16 protein-coding genes are annotated in these 15,334 nt (G+C 59.9%); 14 read left to right on the top strand and 2 right to left on the bottom strand.

Annotation, left to right across the window (positions count from 1 at the left end):
- Positions 1–319: 319 nt before the first annotated feature.
- Complete coding sequence (locus VNV36_RS00880; RefSeq protein ID WP_325715333.1) at positions 320–1,000, bottom strand: alpha/beta family hydrolase; 681 nt, start codon at positions 998–1,000, stop codon at positions 320–322.
- 90 nt (positions 1,001–1,090) lie between these two features.
- Here VNV36_RS00880 and ccoN (VNV36_RS00875) point away from each other — a divergent pair, with 90 nt between their 5' ends.
- The 8 genes from ccoN (VNV36_RS00875) to ccoP (VNV36_RS00840) all read left to right on the top strand — a co-directional run bounded on the left by ccoN (VNV36_RS00875) (position 1,091) and on the right by ccoP (VNV36_RS00840) (position 8,011).
- Entirely contained in the window at positions 1,091–2,515 is a 1,425-nt protein-coding gene (gene ccoN, locus VNV36_RS00875) for a cytochrome-c oxidase, cbb3-type subunit I (protein WP_325715331.1), read from the top strand.
- Positions 2,516–2,525: 10 nt separating this feature from the next.
- The gene (ccoO, locus tag VNV36_RS00870) at positions 2,526–3,134 is read left to right on the top strand and encodes a cytochrome-c oxidase, cbb3-type subunit II (RefSeq protein WP_003223389.1); all 609 of its coding nucleotides are present in this window, start codon (positions 2,526–2,528) and stop codon (positions 3,132–3,134) included.
- A gap of 5 nt (positions 3,135–3,139) precedes the next feature.
- On the top strand, positions 3,140–3,337 hold the full coding sequence (locus tag VNV36_RS00865) for a cbb3-type cytochrome oxidase subunit 3 (RefSeq protein ID WP_325715344.1): 198 nt from the start codon (positions 3,140–3,142) through the stop codon (positions 3,335–3,337).
- Positions 3,334–4,290, top strand: coding sequence for a cytochrome-c oxidase, cbb3-type subunit III (ccoP, locus tag VNV36_RS00860; RefSeq protein WP_325715327.1), 957 nt, complete (start codon positions 3,334–3,336; stop codon positions 4,288–4,290). The genes VNV36_RS00865 and ccoP (VNV36_RS00860) overlap by 4 nt, the downstream gene beginning before the upstream one ends.
- 499 nt (positions 4,291–4,789) lie before the next feature.
- The gene (ccoN, locus tag VNV36_RS00855; RefSeq protein WP_325715325.1) at positions 4,790–6,232 is read left to right on the top strand and encodes a cytochrome-c oxidase, cbb3-type subunit I; all 1,443 of its coding nucleotides are present in this window, start codon (positions 4,790–4,792) and stop codon (positions 6,230–6,232) included.
- On the top strand, positions 6,232–6,840 hold the full coding sequence (ccoO, locus tag VNV36_RS00850) for a cytochrome-c oxidase, cbb3-type subunit II (RefSeq protein ID WP_042608413.1): 609 nt from the start codon (positions 6,232–6,234) through the stop codon (positions 6,838–6,840). The genes ccoN (VNV36_RS00855) and ccoO (VNV36_RS00850) overlap by 1 nt, the downstream gene beginning before the upstream one ends.
- 5 nt (positions 6,841–6,845) lie before the next feature.
- Positions 6,846–7,031 (top strand): CcoQ/FixQ family Cbb3-type cytochrome c oxidase assembly chaperone, encoded by a 186-nt coding sequence (locus tag VNV36_RS00845; protein WP_016775513.1) that lies wholly within the window; start codon positions 6,846–6,848, stop codon positions 7,029–7,031.
- Positions 7,028–8,011, top strand: coding sequence for a cytochrome-c oxidase, cbb3-type subunit III (gene ccoP, locus VNV36_RS00840; RefSeq protein ID WP_325715322.1), 984 nt, complete (start codon positions 7,028–7,030; stop codon positions 8,009–8,011). Before VNV36_RS00845 ends, ccoP (VNV36_RS00840) begins: the two co-directional genes overlap by 4 nt.
- Before the next feature lie 57 nt (positions 8,012–8,068).
- Here the strand turns inward: ccoP (VNV36_RS00840) and VNV36_RS00835 are convergent, their stop codons facing one another.
- Complete coding sequence (locus VNV36_RS00835) at positions 8,069–9,073, bottom strand: metallophosphoesterase family protein (RefSeq protein WP_325715321.1); 1,005 nt, start codon at positions 9,071–9,073, stop codon at positions 8,069–8,071.
- A 311-nt stretch (positions 9,074–9,384) separates the two neighbouring features.
- Here VNV36_RS00835 and VNV36_RS00830 point away from each other — a divergent pair, with 311 nt between their 5' ends.
- From VNV36_RS00830 to VNV36_RS00805, 6 genes are all read left to right on the top strand, one after another.
- Positions 9,385–9,555, top strand: a complete 171-nt coding sequence (locus VNV36_RS00830; RefSeq protein WP_325715319.1) for a hypothetical protein — start codon at positions 9,385–9,387, stop codon at positions 9,553–9,555.
- 255 nt (positions 9,556–9,810) lie between these two features.
- Positions 9,811–11,226 carry a cytochrome c oxidase accessory protein CcoG gene (gene ccoG / locus VNV36_RS00825; protein ID WP_325715317.1) on the top strand — a complete coding sequence of 472 codons (1,416 nt, stop codon included), beginning with the start codon at positions 9,811–9,813 and terminating at the stop codon, positions 11,224–11,226.
- A gap of 13 nt (positions 11,227–11,239) precedes the next feature.
- Positions 11,240–11,779 (top strand): FixH family protein, encoded by a 540-nt coding sequence (locus VNV36_RS00820; RefSeq protein WP_325715315.1) that lies wholly within the window; start codon positions 11,240–11,242, stop codon positions 11,777–11,779.
- Positions 11,780–11,921: 142 nt separating this feature from the next.
- The gene (locus VNV36_RS00815) at positions 11,922–14,372 is read left to right on the top strand and encodes a heavy metal translocating P-type ATPase (protein ID WP_325715313.1); all 2,451 of its coding nucleotides are present in this window, start codon (positions 11,922–11,924) and stop codon (positions 14,370–14,372) included.
- Positions 14,373–14,395: 23 nt separating this feature from the next.
- Complete coding sequence (gene ccoS / locus VNV36_RS00810) at positions 14,396–14,608, top strand: cbb3-type cytochrome oxidase assembly protein CcoS (protein WP_039763029.1); 213 nt, start codon at positions 14,396–14,398, stop codon at positions 14,606–14,608.
- Positions 14,601–15,284 carry a sulfite exporter TauE/SafE family protein gene (locus VNV36_RS00805; RefSeq protein WP_325715310.1) on the top strand — a complete coding sequence of 228 codons (684 nt, stop codon included), beginning with the start codon at positions 14,601–14,603 and terminating at the stop codon, positions 15,282–15,284. Before ccoS ends, VNV36_RS00805 begins: the two co-directional genes overlap by 8 nt.
- The last annotated feature ends 50 nt before the right edge of the window (positions 15,285–15,334 follow it).

Here is a 15,334-nt window from a genome sequence, read left to right as displayed (position 1 = left end):
AGGCTTTGCTCCGGCGTACGGCCCGCTCGCTAAAGCTCGGGGTTCCTTCGTTACGGAACCGATCCGGGCGCAGCGAAGGAACCCGAGCCTGCGAGGGCCGAACGCAGGAGCAAGCGTTTTTTTGCTTACTTTTTTTAGGCGCTTGTAAAAAAGTAAGTCGCCGTCAGGCGAAACCGCCAGCCGCAGCTCCCGAAGCAACGGATATGCCCCCAAAAGCAAGATCGACAGCTACCCCCTCACCCCAACCCTCTCCCCCAAGGGGGCGAGGGGGAAAGGGAGCAGATCTTCATGCAACGCAAAATCCCGGTCCAGCTCAAAATCAGTCACGGAGAAATTCAGCCACCTTCTGCGCAGCACCCGCCAAATGATCGGAATGCGTAAAGCCAGAAGCCTTGAGCGGCTTCAAATCATGATCCCCCGCCGCCAGCCACATCACCTCAATACTCGGTGACAACGTGTAAGCCTCGACAGCTTCACGATTGCCAAGCGCATCCCGCTCCCCCTGCACAATCAACGTCCGCGTGCGCAACGAAGCCAGATGCTCAACCCGCGGTTTCTCCGGCTTCCCGGCCGCATAAAACGGATAACCCAGACACACCAACGCATCAACACCCAATTCGTCCGCCACCAGACTCGCCATCCGCCCGCCCATCGACTTGCCGCCAATCGCCAACCGCCCAGCGACATGACGCCGCACTTCGCCATACACCTCCCGCCAACACTCCTGCAATTTCGGCGCAGGATTCGGCGGCCGCTTCACCCCATCAACGCGCCGCTGCACCATGTAAGGAAACTCGAAGCGCAACACGTTCACCCCTAGCGCAGCCAGCCGCTGCGCCACATCGTTCATCCAAGCGCTATCCATCGGCGCCCCCGCCCCATGCGCCAGAATCAACGTCGCCGAAGCCTCACCAACAGCGGCATCCCACAGCCATCCATGCTCGAGCACACACTGCGCCCATTGATCCCCGTCAATACTGGCCTTGTGCTGTTTGTCCATGCTTGCCTCGCTTTTAGTCTGCCTATAACTCCAGGCGAAGGATTCGCGCCGTTTACGCGCGCACTTCGGCTGAACCGTGGATGGGGAACCATGAACACTTCTATCAGTACCGCCTACAACTACAAGGTGGTCCGCCAATTCGCCATTATGACGGTGGTATGGGGCATCGTCGGCATGGGCCTCGGGGTTTTTCTCGCGGCACAATTGGTCTGGCCCGAGCTCAACTTCAACTTGCCCTGGACCAGTTTCGGCCGTCTGCGCCCGCTGCACACCAACGCGGTGATCTTCGCCTTCGGTGGCTGCGCGCTGTTTGCCAGTTCCTTCTACTCGGTGCAACGCACCTGCCAGACGCAATTGTTCGCGCCGAAAATCGCCGCGTTCTGCTTCTGGGGCTGGCAACTGGTGATCCTCCTGGCGGCGATCAGCCTGCCGCTGGGCTACACCAGCTCCAAGGAGTACGCCGAGCTGGAATGGCCGATCGACATTCTGATCACCATTGTCTGGGTCGCCTACGCCATCGTGTTCTTCGGCACGATCATGCAGCGCAAGACCAAACACATCTATGTGGGCAACTGGTTCTTCGGCGGTTTCATCATCACCGTGGCGATTCTGCACATCGTCAACAACCTTGAATTGCCGGTGAGTTTCACCAAGTCCTACTCGTTGTACGCCGGTGCAACCGACGCGATGGTGCAATGGTGGTACGGCCACAACGCCGTAGGCTTTTTCCTCACCGCCGGCTTCCTCGGGATGATGTATTACTTCGTGCCGAAACAGGCCGAGCGTCCGGTGTATTCGTATCGCCTGTCGATCGTGCACTTCTGGGCATTGATCACTCTGTATATCTGGGCCGGCCCGCACCATTTGCACTACACCGCGCTACCGGACTGGGCGCAGTCGCTGGGCATGGTGATGTCGCTGATTCTGCTGGCACCGAGCTGGGGCGGCATGATCAACGGCATGATGACGCTCTCGGGCGCCTGGCATAAGTTGCGCAGCGACCCGATCCTGCGCTTTCTCGTGGTGTCGCTGGCGTTCTACGGCATGTCGACCTTCGAAGGGCCGATGATGGCGATCAAAACCGTCAACGCCCTCTCCCACTACACCGACTGGACCATCGGCCACGTTCACGCCGGCGCGCTCGGCTGGGTGGCGATGATTTCCATCGGCGCGCTGTACCACATGATCCCGAAAATCTTCGGCAAGGCGCAGATGCACAGCGTCGGCCTGATCAATGCGCATTTCTGGCTCGCCACCATCGGCACGGTGCTCTACATCGCCTCGATGTGGGTCAACGGTATTGCTCAGGGCCTGATGTGGCGCGCGGTCAACGAGGACGGCACGCTGACCTACTCCTTCGTCGAAACCCTGGTGGCCAGCCATCCGGGCTTTGTCGTGCGGCTGATCGGCGGGGCGGTTTTCTTAAGCGGCATGTTGCTGATGGCTTACAACACCTGGCGCACCGTGCGGGCCTCGCAGCCTGCCGAAGTCGTCGCTGCCGCGCAGATGGCCTGAGGAGTCCGCCATGAAACACGAAACGATTGAAAAAAATGTCGGCCTGCTGATGCTGCTGATGGTGTTCGCCGTGAGCATCGGCGGCCTGACCCAGATCGTCCCGCTGTTCTTCCAGGATGTCACCAACAAACCGGTGGAAGGCATGAAGCCCTACACCGCGCTACAACTGGAAGGCCGCGACATCTATATCCGCGAAGGCTGCGTCGGTTGCCACTCGCAGATGATCCGCCCGTTCCGCGCCGAAACCGAACGCTACGGGCACTACTCGGTGGCCGGCGAGAGTGTCTGGGATCACCCGTTCCTGTGGGGGTCGAAACGCACCGGGCCGGATCTGGCCCGAGTTGGCGCGCGCTATTCGGATGACTGGCACCGCGCGCACTTGTACAACCCGCGCAACGTGGTGCCGGAATCGAAGATGCCGGCATACCCGTGGCTGGTCACCCAAGCGGTCGACAGCAGCCACACCGAAACCAAGTTGAAAACCATGCGTACCCTCGGCGTGCCGTACACCGACGACGACATCAGCGGCGCGGTGGCAAGCCTCAAGGGCAAAACCGAAATGGACGCCCTCGTTTCCTATCTGCAGGTGCTCGGCACTGCGATCAAGAGCAAAAGGTGAGCACGATGGTCATTGAAATGAGCAATGGCATGATCCGTGGTCTGGGCACGGTTGTCGTGTTTGTAGCGTTCGTCGGCCTGACCTTGTGGGTGTTCAACCGCAAGCGCACCGCCGAATTTGCCGAAGCACGCCTGCTGCCGTTCGCCGACGAACCACTACCCGAAACAACCCCCGCCTCTGAACCAAGGAGTACCCGGCCATGACCACCTTCTGGAGTACGTGGATCTGCGTACTGACCATTGGCAGCCTGATCGGCCTGACCTGGTTGCTGATCGGCACGCGCCGGGGCGAAACCAAGGGCAGCGTCGACCAGACCATGGGCCACAGCTTCGACGGCATCGAGGAATACGATAATCCGCTGCCGCAATGGTGGTTCATGCTGTTCGCCGGCACGCTGGTGTTCGCGGTGGGCTATCTGATTCTGTATCCGGGCCTGGGCAACTGGAAAGGCATCCTGCCCGGTTACGAGGACGGCTGGACCGGCGTGCACGAGTGGGAAAAGGAAATGAACAAGGCCGACGCCCGGTTCGGCCCGATCTTCGCCAGATTCGCCACCATGCCCCTGGAAGAAGTGGCGAGGGATCCACAAGCGCTGAAAATGGGCGGTCGCCTGTTCGCCTCCAACTGCTCGGTGTGCCACGGCTCGGATGCCAAGGGCGCGTTCGGCTTTCCTGACCTCACCGACAGCGACTGGCGCTGGGGCGGCGATGCCGAGACCATCAAGACCACCATCATGGGCGGCCGCATGGCCGCGATGCCGGCCTGGGGCGAAGTACTCGGCGAGGCCGGGGTGAAAAACGTTGCCGCGTATGTGCGCCACGAACTCGCCGGCCTGCCACTGCCCGCCGACAGCAAGGCCGATCTGCAAGCCGGGCAGCAAGCGTTCAGCACCACGTGCGTGGCTTGCCACGGCGCAACTGGCCAAGGCACCCCCGCGATGGGCGCGCCGAACCTGACCCACCCGGCGGGCTTCATTTATGGCACCAGCCTGACGCAACTGGAGCAGACCATTCGCCATGGCCGCCAAGGACACATGCCGGCGCAAAGTGAGTTGCTGGGTAACGATAAAGTGCAGTTGCTGGCCGCTTATGTGTACAGCCTATCGAAAAACAATGAGCAACTGAGCGGCAAGCTTCAAGCAGAAAGCTCCAAGTAAAATCAACATCAATGTATACAATCCTGCAAGCGACTTGAATCCACTTGTCGCTTGCAGCTTGCAACTATCGCCTGCTTCTTTTTGTCGCACCCCTCCCACCCTGACCTTTCGGATCCCCGCATTCGGGTCTACGCTTCATCGAAGCGGACCGGTTTACGCCGGTTTTCAGATCAATCCCGAGCGATGCGTTCGATGAACCGGCTGCCACATTCGCCGCAAACGCTGATGGATAACGGCTGTTGCGCCGATTGTCTTTCATCCCCCGATCACGACGTATAAAAAGACGCGGTCGGTGGCCATCCGAACTCCGCGCTTTTTTCACTCACTGCGACATTTTGGCAGGGGCCATTTTTGACCCTACACGGCGCATGGAAAGGCCGCAGAATCAGCGTTGGAAAGCATTGACCCAGGTCATGGCGCGTTGCATTGACCCCCTGCTCTCTGCATACTTGCGGCCGATTCCAATCCTAATAAAACACCCAAACCGTGGAACCTTAGAATGAGCACAGCAATCAGTCCGACTGCTTATAACTATAAGGTAGTCCGCCAGTTCGCCATCATGACGGTGGTCTGGGGGATCCTTGGCATGGGGCTTGGTGTCTTCATTGCCTCACAACTGGTCTGGCCGGAATTGAACTTCGGTCTGCCATGGACGAGCTTTGGACGCCTGCGCCCGTTGCACACAAACCTGGTGATTTTCGCCTTCGGCGGTTGTGCACTGTTCGCCACTTCCTACTATGTCGTGCAGCGAACCTGCCAGACGCGACTGATCTCCGACAGCCTCGCGGCCTTCACCTTCTGGGGCTGGCAAGCGGTCATCGTCGGCGCCATCATTACCTTGCCGCTGGGTTACACCACCACCAAGGAATACGCCGAACTGGAATGGCCGATCGCCATTTTGCTGGCCATTGTCTGGATCTCTTACGGACTGGTGTTCTTCGGCACCATCACCAAGCGCAAAACCAAGCACATCTATGTCGGTAACTGGTTCTACGGCGCGTTCATCGTCGTCACCGCGATGCTGCACATCGTCAACCATATGTCGCTGCCGGTCAGCCTGTTCAAATCGTATTCGGCCTACTCGGGCGCTACCGACGCAATGATCCAGTGGTGGTACGGCCACAATGCCGTGGGCTTTTTCCTGACCACCGGTTTCCTCGGGATGATGTACTACTTCGTGCCGAAGCAGGCCGAACGCCCGATCTATTCCTATCGCCTGTCGATCGTGCACTTCTGGGCATTGATCACCCTGTACATCTGGGCCGGCCCGCACCACCTGCACTACACCGCTTTGCCGGACTGGGCACAGTCGCTGGGCATGGCGATGTCGATCATTCTGCTGGCACCAAGCTGGGGCGGCATGATCAACGGCATGATGACCCTGTCGGGCGCCTGGCATAAGTTGCGCACCGACCCGATCCTGCGCTTTCTGGTGGTATCGCTGGCGTTCTACGGCATGTCGACCTTCGAAGGGCCGATGATGGCGATCAAGACCGTCAACTCGCTCTCGCACTACACCGACTGGACCATCGGCCACGTCCACGCCGGCGCGCTCGGCTGGGTAGCGATGATTTCCATCGGCGCGATCTATCACATGATCCCGAAACTGTTCGGCCGGGCGCAGATGCACAGCACCGGTCTGATCAACGCGCACTTCTGGCTCGCCACCATCGGTACCGTGCTCTACATCGCCTCGATGTGGGTCAACGGCATCACCCAGGGCCTGATGTGGCGTGCAATCAACGATGACGGCACCCTCACCTACTCGTTCGTCGAAGCGCTGCAGGCCAGCCATCCGGGCTTCATTGTCCGTGCGCTGGGCGGAGCGTTCTTTGCCAGCGGCATGCTGCTGATGGCTTACAACGTGTACCGCACCGTCCGTGCGTCGGATCCGGTTGAAGCCGAAGCCGCCGCTAAGATTGCCGTCGTTGGAGCTCACTGATGAAGCATGAAGCTGTCGAGAAGAATATTGGCCTGCTGGCCTTCTTCATGGTCATCGCCGTCAGCGTCGGTGGCCTGACCCAAATTGTTCCGCTGTTCTTCCAGGACGTCACCAACAAGCCGGTCGAGGGCATGAAGCCGCGCTCGGCCCTGGAACTGGAAGGCCGCGACGTCTATATCGCCAACGGTTGTGTCGGCTGCCACTCGCAGATGATCCGCCCGTTCCGCGCTGAAACCGAACGCTATGGCCACTATTCGGTTGCCGGTGAAAGCGTCTGGGATCACCCGTTCCTGTGGGGTTCCAAACGTACCGGTCCGGACCTGGCCCGTGTGGGCGGTCGTTACTCCGATGACTGGCAGCGTGCGCACTTGTACAACCCGCGCAACGTGGTGCCTGAATCGAAAATGCCGGCTTACCCGTTCCTCGTGGAAAACAAGCTCGACGGCAAGGAAACCGCGAAGAAAATGGAAGTGTTGCGCACCCTCGGCGTGCCTTACACCGACGAAGACATCGCCGGTGCTCAGGAGGCTGTGAAGGGCAAGACTGAAATGGACGCGCTGGTGGCCTATCTGCAAGGCCTGGGCACCATCATCAAAAGCAAACGGTGAATCTGATGGATATCGGGATGATTCGAGGCCTGGGCACCGTTGTCGTGATGGTGGCCTTCATCGGTCTGGCGTTGTGGGTGTTCAGCCCCAAGCGCAAGTCGGAGTTTGACGACGCGACCATGCTGCCTTTTGCGGATGATCCCGAAGCCATCAAGCACGTCGAGCAAGCTTCTAGGAGTAACAAAGAATGACTACATTCTGGAGTCTGTACGTCACAGTCCTCAGTCTCGGTACGATCTTCGCCCTGACCTGGCTGCTGCTGTCGACCCGCAAGGGCCAGCGCAGCGAACAGACGGACGAGACGGTCGGCCACTCCTTCGACGGGATCGAGGAGTACGACAACCCGCTGCCGAAATGGTGGTTCATGCTGTTCGTCGGCACCATCGTGTTCGCCCTAGGCTATCTGGTGCTGTACCCGGGGCTGGGCAACTGGAAAGGTCTGCTGCCGGGTTACGACTATCTGGACACCGAAAAACAGACCGCCTTCGCCAACGGCCAGACCGGTTGGACCGGCGTTCACGAATGGGAAAAGGAAATGGCCCGTTCGGACGCCCGCTTCGGTCCGATCTTCGCTAGGTTCGCGGCGATGCCGATCGAAGAAGTCGCCAAGGATCCGCAGGCATTGAAAATGGGCGGCCGTCTGTTCGCCTCCAACTGCTCGGTGTGCCACGGTTCCGACGCCAAGGGCGCTTACGGCTTTCCCAACCTGACCGATGCCGACTGGCGCTGGGGCGGTGAGCCGGAAACCATCAAGACCACGATCATGGGCGGCCGCCACGCGGTGATGCCGGCGTGGGCCGAAGTCATTGGTGAACAAGGCGTGGCCGACGTGGCAGCTTTTGTGGTGACCAACCTCGATGGGCGCAAACTCCCGGAAGGCACCAAGGCCGATCCGGCCAACGGTCAGAAACTCTTCGCCGCCAACTGCGTAGCCTGCCACGGCCCTGCCGGTAAAGGCACGCCAGCCATGGGAGCGCCTGACCTGACGCATCCGGGCGCCTTCATCTACGGCTCGAGCTTCGCGCAACTGCAGCAGACCATCCGTTACGGCCGTCAGGGCCAGATGCCCGCGCAGGAACAACTGCAAGGCAACGACAAGGTCCACCTGCTGGCAGCCTATGTCTACAGCCTGTCCCACGGTGAAAAGGCGCCGGAGGCGAAGGCCGAGTAAGGTTACGCCCGATGTAACAGAAAGCGGCCCTGCCCATGAAGATGAGCAGGGCCGTTTTTATGGGCGGTTGGCCCAGGTGGATTTCACCGCAACGGTGTCGATCAACTCGCGGTCTTGCCATTGATTGTTTTTCACCAGATAGATTTCCAGCTCTCTGCGATCCTCGGTAAAACGACTGATCAGATAGGTCTGCTGAGAAGTCGCGCCACTCAGGTACATCGGTACGCTACCTTTCCAATAAACGTCGCCGCCGTCCTTGTGCAGGTGACCGGCAAATATTGCGGTGACCTGGTATTTATCGATCATGTCAAAAAACCGCTTCTGCTGAGTGGCATCGCCCATCATTCTCATCGGCTTATGCATGTTGATAATGATGGTGTATCCCCCGACTCTTGCCAGTCGCAGATCGTTTTCCAGCCAGTCCAGAGCGTCATTGATTTTGAACTCGGTAGGGTTGAGAGGATGCGAAATACTTCGGTTATAAGTCGGCTCATTATTGAGCTGAACCATATGCACGTCACCAATGGTCTTTGAATAAGCGAGGCTGCCGGTATACGTTCGATAAAAGAAACCTTGCCTGGACGCCACATCAAAGTTGTCGACCCTGGACTCATGATGTTTCCTGAACTCAACGATGCTCCCTGCAGCGCAACTATTACTGAAACAATCATCAACGTTGTTTTCATAGTCGTGATTACCCAGACCGTACAGAAAATCTCCATTGAAATGCCTGTCCAGCGCCGCCCTCATATAAGAGCGCTGCCAGTCATGGCCGAAAGCAGTGATATCGCCATTGATCATCAGTGGTACTTTCGCCTGCCCACCATGGGCATTCCGGAAGGCGGCAATACTCGCCAGTTGCGTTTCAACCAGCCATTTCGAACGCTCGGTAAACGCCTCGTCGGACTCCGGTTCTTTACTGTCAGTCTTGTCTGTCCAGGGATATTGCGTATCCGAGGCGAATACCATGTACTGCGGGCCATTCGGCGTCGCATGCACCAGAGGCATAGATAACAGCAAACACACACCCACAACTAACCCTACAAGTTTATTAATCACCATCAGATACTTCTCCATTAAATTACATAGCACCGGCTTAATGCCGGCGAATCAAACTATTCGAAAGCACAAAAAAACTCAAAGAAGCAAAACCGATTAATTAAATGCTTTTATTTCCAGCCACACACAACACACACCAAGCAAGTAACAACTATCAGGTTCAATACAAAGTCAGTAGCAGAAACTTGCTGCCAAAGAAACAAACCGGAACGATTGCCCGCTGGACGCGCAATCGTGTGCCCTTTAGTTTTCCTTCGCCCATCACGGGCCACGGCGGAACACTTCGCCGCCCCTGGACTTCAAGGAAGAAAGCCATGCGAGACAACGACCACGATTGTGTGCAGTCATACGAGGACTTCACCTACACCGAGCAGGACGTCGAGCCTGCAACTCCCCCTTCCACCGCCGTTGAGATCAGCATTGACGACGGCGGGAAAAAACGCGGCAACCAACTCGACGGCCTCGGTGGCGGCAGGCTGGACTGACGCTTTTGCAGAGAGTGCAAGTGTCGAAACAGGCCCGCCCGCCAGGGCGGGCCTGATCAATCGTCTATAGTCAATTGATCTGGATCATGATTTGTTCAGTCCACTACACCATTTAAGCCTCGCCCCCAACGCGACCAAAGGTCGCACCCGTTCATCAGCGTGACAGGCGTATCATTGCGCCACTGCAACATCTCTTTTTGACCTGGGTTGGCACGTATCGACCGAGGCATTTTTCCACTGCCGTGGGATGCAATGATGAGCAATCAGATTCCGGTACACGACGTCACGCCGCCGAGCAAGAACGCGAACAACAGCGTCGATCTTTATGCCTCACGAGAAAAAATCTACACCCGTGCCTTCACCGGCCTGTTCCGCAATTTGCGGATGCTCGGCGGTGCGGCGTTGTTTCTGCTGTATTTCGGTACGGTGTGGCTGAACTGGGGTGGCCATCAAGCGGTGTGGTGGAACCTGCCGGAGCGCAAGTTCTTCATCTTCGGCGCCACATTCTGGCCACAGGATTTCATCCTGCTCTCGGGCCTGTTGATCATTGCCGCGTTCGGCCTGTTCTTCATCACCGTTTACGCCGGTCGGGTCTGGTGCGGCTATACCTGTCCACAGAGCGTGTGGACGTGGATTTTCATGTGGTGCGAGAAAGTCACCGAAGGCGACCGCAACCAGCGCATCAAGCTCGACAAGGCGCCGATGAGCGCCAACAAGTTCATGCGCAAACTGGCCAAGCACTCGCTGTGGCTGCTGATCGGTTTTGTCACCGGCATGACCTTCGTCGGCTACTTCTCGCCAATCCGTGAATTGGTCATCGATTTCTTCACCGGCCAAGCCGATGGCTGGTCGTATTTCTGGGTCGGTTTTTTCACCCTTGCCACGTACGGCAATGCCGGTTGGTTGCGCGAGCAAGTGTGCATTTACATGTGCCCGTATGCGCGCTTCCAGAGCGTGATGTTCGACAAGGACACACTGATCGTTTCCTACGACCCACGCCGTGGCGAAAGCCGTGGCCCACGCAAGAAAGGCATCGACTACAAGGCGCTCGGCCTGGGCGATTGCATCGATTGCACGATGTGCGTGCAGGTCTGCCCGACCGGCATCGACATCCGCGATGGCCTGCAGATCGAGTGCATCGGCTGCGCCGCGTGCATCGACGCCTGCGACAGCATCATGGACAAGATGGATTACCCGCGCGGGCTGATCAGCTACACCACCGAACACAACCTGTCCGGGCAGAAAACCCATAAACTGCGGCCACGCCTGATCGGTTATGCCGTGGTGCTGCTGGCGATGATCAGTCTGCTGGTCGGAGCATTCTTCATGCGCTCTCTGGTCGGTTTCGACGTCAGCAAGGACCGCGTGCTGTATCGCGAAAACGCCGAAGGCCGGATCGAAAACGTCTACAGCCTGAAGATCATGAACAAGGATCAGCGCGACCACACCTACGTCCTGCAAGCCGAAGGTCTGCCGGACCTGCGCCTGCAAGGCCAGCGCGAGATCAAGGTTGCCGCCGGGGACATCATCAGCATGCCGGTCGAGTTGTCGAGCGCACCGGAGCAATTGCCGTCGAGCACCAACGAGGTGAAATTCGTCCTCAAGGACGCCGATGACGACAGCGTCCACGTTGAAGCCAAGAGCCGATTCATCGGCCCACAAATCCGCTGAGAGAATTTTGAACATGCCCGCTGCAAACGCCGCAAGCCCTTGGTACAGGCACCTCTGGCCATGGATCATCATCGCGATTCTGGCCTGTTCGGTGGCCTTGACCCTGTCCATGGTGACCATCGCGGTGAACAACCCGGACAATCTGGTCAACGACAATTATTACGAAGCGGGCAAAGGCATCAACCGTTCACTGGACCGTGAATTGTTGGCGCAAACCCTGAAACTGCGCGCGGCAGTGCATCTGGATGACGTGACTGGCGAAGTCGATGTGCGCTTGAGTGGCGACAGCCAGCCGCAGTCCCTGGAACTGAACCTGATCTCGCCGACCCAGCCGGAAAAGGATCGCAAGATCGTGCTGACCCGCAGCGAAAGCCAGACCGGGCGCTACATTGGCCAATTGAGCGACAAGGTCGAGGGGCGGCGCTTTGTCGAGTTGCTCGGCAGTCAGGATGAGCATGTGTGGCGCATGTTTGAAGAAGAGCTGGTCAGTCATGACAAGGATCTGCTGCTGGGAGATGAGCCGCTGCAGGGCGCGGAAGACCTCAAGAAGTGAACCGCCCCCCCTGTAGGAGCTGTCGAGTGCAACGAGGCTGCGATCTTTTGATTTCAAAGACCAGATCAAAAGATCGCAGCCTCGTTGCACTCGACAGCTCCTACGGGGATGGTGCTGACTCAGCAGTATTAGTGACCATTCGATGACCAGTCCAACCCCCTGCTACCACTGCGCCCTGCCCGTCCCATCGGGCAGCCGCTTCACCGCCGTCGTCCTCGGGCAGGCCCGCGAATTCTGCTGCCCGGGCTGTCAGGCGGTGGCCGAAGCGATCGTCGCCGGTGGCCTGGAAAGCTACTATCAGCATCGCAGCGAAGCCTCGGCCAACCCCGAAGCCCTGCCAGTCCAACTGACCGATGAACTGGCGCTGTACGATCGCGCCGACGTGCAGCAACCCTTCGTTCGCCACGAAGGCGATCTGGCCGAAGCCACCCTGTTAATGGAAGGCATCAGTTGCGCCGCCTGTGGCTGGCTGATCGAGAAACACCTGCGCACCCTGCCCGCCGTGGCCGAGGCGCGGCTGAACCTGTCCAACCATCGCCTGCACGTGCGCTGGGCCGATGGGCAGTTACCGTTGAGCCAGATCCTCGCCGAGCTGCGCCACATCGGCTACGCCGCCCATCCCTATCAGGCCGACCGCGCCAGCGAACAACTGGCCAGGGAGAATCGCCTGGCCCTGCGCCAACTCGGCGTCGCCGGGCTGCTGTGGTTCCAGGCGATGATGGCGACCATGGCCACCTGGCCGGAATTCAACATCGACCTCAGCCCGGAGCTGCACACCATCCTGCGTTGGGTCGCGCTGTTTCTGACCACGCCGATCGTGTTCTACAGCTGCGCGCCGTTCTTCAAAGGCGCGATGCGCGATTTGCGCACCCGCCACCTGACCATGGACGTCTCGGTGTCGCTGGCGATCGGCAGCGCTTACATCGCCGGAATCTGGACTTCGATTACCGGGGTGGGCGAGTTGTACTTCGATGCCGTCGGCATGTTCGCACTGTTTCTTTTGGCCGGACGCTATCTGGAACGTCGCGCCCGCGAACGCACCGCTGCCGCCACTGCGCAACTGGTGAATCTGTTGCCCGCCTCGTGCCTGCGCCTTGATGCGCATGGCCAGAGCGAACGCATCCTGCTCAGCGAATTGCGTCTGGGCGAGCGGATTCTGGTGCCGCCCGGCTCGATTCTGCCGGCCGATGGCAAGATCATCGACGGCCAGTCGAGCATCGACGAATCGCTTCTGACCGGTGAGTACCTGCCGCAAGCGCGCACGTTGGGCGATGCGGTTACCGCTGGCACCCTCAATGTCGAAGGCGCACTGACCGTGGAAGTGCAGGCGCTGGGACAGAACACGCGGCTCTCTGCCATCGTGCGCCTGCTTGACCGTGCTCAGGCGGAGAAACCGCGTCTGGCAGAAATCGCCGACCGCGCCGCTCAGTGGTTTCTGCTGGCGTCGCTGAGTGCTGCGGCAGCCATCGGCCTGCTGTGGTGGCAGCTGGATGCGTCGCGGGCATTCTGGATCGTCCTTGCCATGCTGGTGGCGACCTGCCCGTGCGCGTTGTCGCTGGCGACGCCGACCGCGCTCACCGCCGCCACCGGCACGCTACACAAACTGGGTCTGCTGTTGACGCGCGGGCATGTGCTCGAAGGCTTGAACCAGATCGACACGGTGATCTTCGACAAGACCGGTACGCTCACTGAAGGTCGCTTGGTGCTGCGCTCGATTCGCCCGCTCGGCGCGCTCGACAGTGAACAATGCCTGAGCCTCGCCGCCGCTCTGGAAAACCGTTCCGAACACCCGATCGCCCGGGCGTTCGGTCGCGCACCGTTGGCGGCCGAAGAGGTGCACAGCACGCCGGGCCTGGGCCTTGAAGGGGTGGTCGGCGAACAACGTTTGCGCATCGGCCAGGCTGATTTCGCTTGCGCTCTGAGCGGCGCAGCGCTGCCATCGATGCCCGAAGAAGCCGGGCAATGGCTGCTGCTGGCCGACACGCGAGGGCCGCTGGCGTGGCTGGTGCTCGACGACCGCTTGCGTGACGACGCCCCGGCCCTGCTCGCAGCCTGCAAAGCGCGGGGCTGGCGCACCTTGCTGTTGTCCGGCGACAGTTCGCCGATGGTCGCCAGTGTCGCCGCCGAACTGGGCATTGACGAGGCCCGTGGCGGTTTGCGCCCCGATGACAAACTGCAAGTGCTGCAGCAACTGCACAAGGAAGGGCGCAAGGTGCTGATGCTCGGCGACGGCGTCAATGACGTGCCGGTGCTGGCTGCGGCGGACATCAGCGTGGCCATGGGCTCGGCCACCGATCTGGCGAAAACCAGCGCCGACGCGGTGCTGTTGTCCAATCGCCTCGACGCCCTGGTGCAAGCTTTCACACTGGCGCGGCGCACGCGCCGGGTAATCATCGAAAACCTGCTGTGGGCGGCACTGTACAATGGCCTCATGTTGCCGTTCGCCGCCCTCGGCTGGATCACTCCGATATGGGCGGCGGTCGGCATGTCGATCAGTTCGCTGACCGTGGTGCTCAACGCCCTGCGCCTGACTCGCCTGCCGAGCGCGGCGGCCGCCAGCAGCCCGGCACAAACCCGCCCGCTGCCGGCCTGAACCGCGCGGGCCTGGAGTTACTAATGCCAGCTCTCTACGTGATGATTCCCGCTGCCTTGCTGATCGTCGCCATCGCCGTGTACATCTTTTTCTGGGCGGTGGACAGCGGTCAGTACGATGACCTCGACGGCCCGGCCCACAGCATCCTGTTCGACGATCAGGACCCGAATCACACCGCAGCAGTGGACGAAGCCAACGCCGGCAAACCGGACGACAAGGCGCCCCCCCATGCTTGAACTGGCGCCCCTGCTGGTTTCGGCGCTGATTCTGGGCCTGCTCGGTGGCGGTCATTGTCTGGGCATGTGCGGCGGCTTGATGGGCGCGCTGACCCTGGCGATTCCCAGGGAACAGCGCAGCCGGCGCTTTCGCCTGTTGCTGGCGTACAACCTCGGGCGGATTCTCAGTTATGCCACGGCGGGACTGCTCATCGGCCTGGCGGGCTGGGCAGTCGCCAACAGCCCGGCGGCGCTGTTCATGCGCCTGCTGGCCGGGCTGCTGCTGATCGCCATGGGTTTGTATCTGGCCGGTTGGTGGAGCGGCCTGACGCGCATCGAATCGCTTGGGCGTGGTTTGTGGCGTTACATCCAGCCAGTGGCCAATCGCTTGCTGCCGGTCTCGAGTTTGCCGCGCGCCTTGCTGCTCGGCGCGCTGTGGGGCTGGCTACCATGCGGGCTGGTTTACAGCACGTTGTTATGGAGCGCGAGTCAGGGCAATGCGCTGGACAGTGCACTGTTGATGCTGGCGTTCGGTCTCGGCACCTGGCCGGTACTACTGGCCACTGGGCTCGCGGCTGAAAGAGTTACCGCGATCCTGCGCAAACGCAGCGTGCGCATGGCCGGTGGTTTGCTGGTGATTCTGTTTGGTTTGTGGACCTTGCCGGGGCCCCATCAGCATTGGCTTATGGGACATTAAGATCAAAAGATCGCAGCCTTCGGCAGCTCCTACACTGCGATCTTTTGATC

This window comes from Pseudomonas sp. (assembly GCF_035554175.1).
GTDB lineage: Bacteria > Pseudomonadota > Gammaproteobacteria > Pseudomonadales > Pseudomonadaceae > Aquipseudomonas.
Note: the sequence above shows the minus strand (reverse complement) of the source record. Positions and strands in the feature narration are given on the sequence as shown.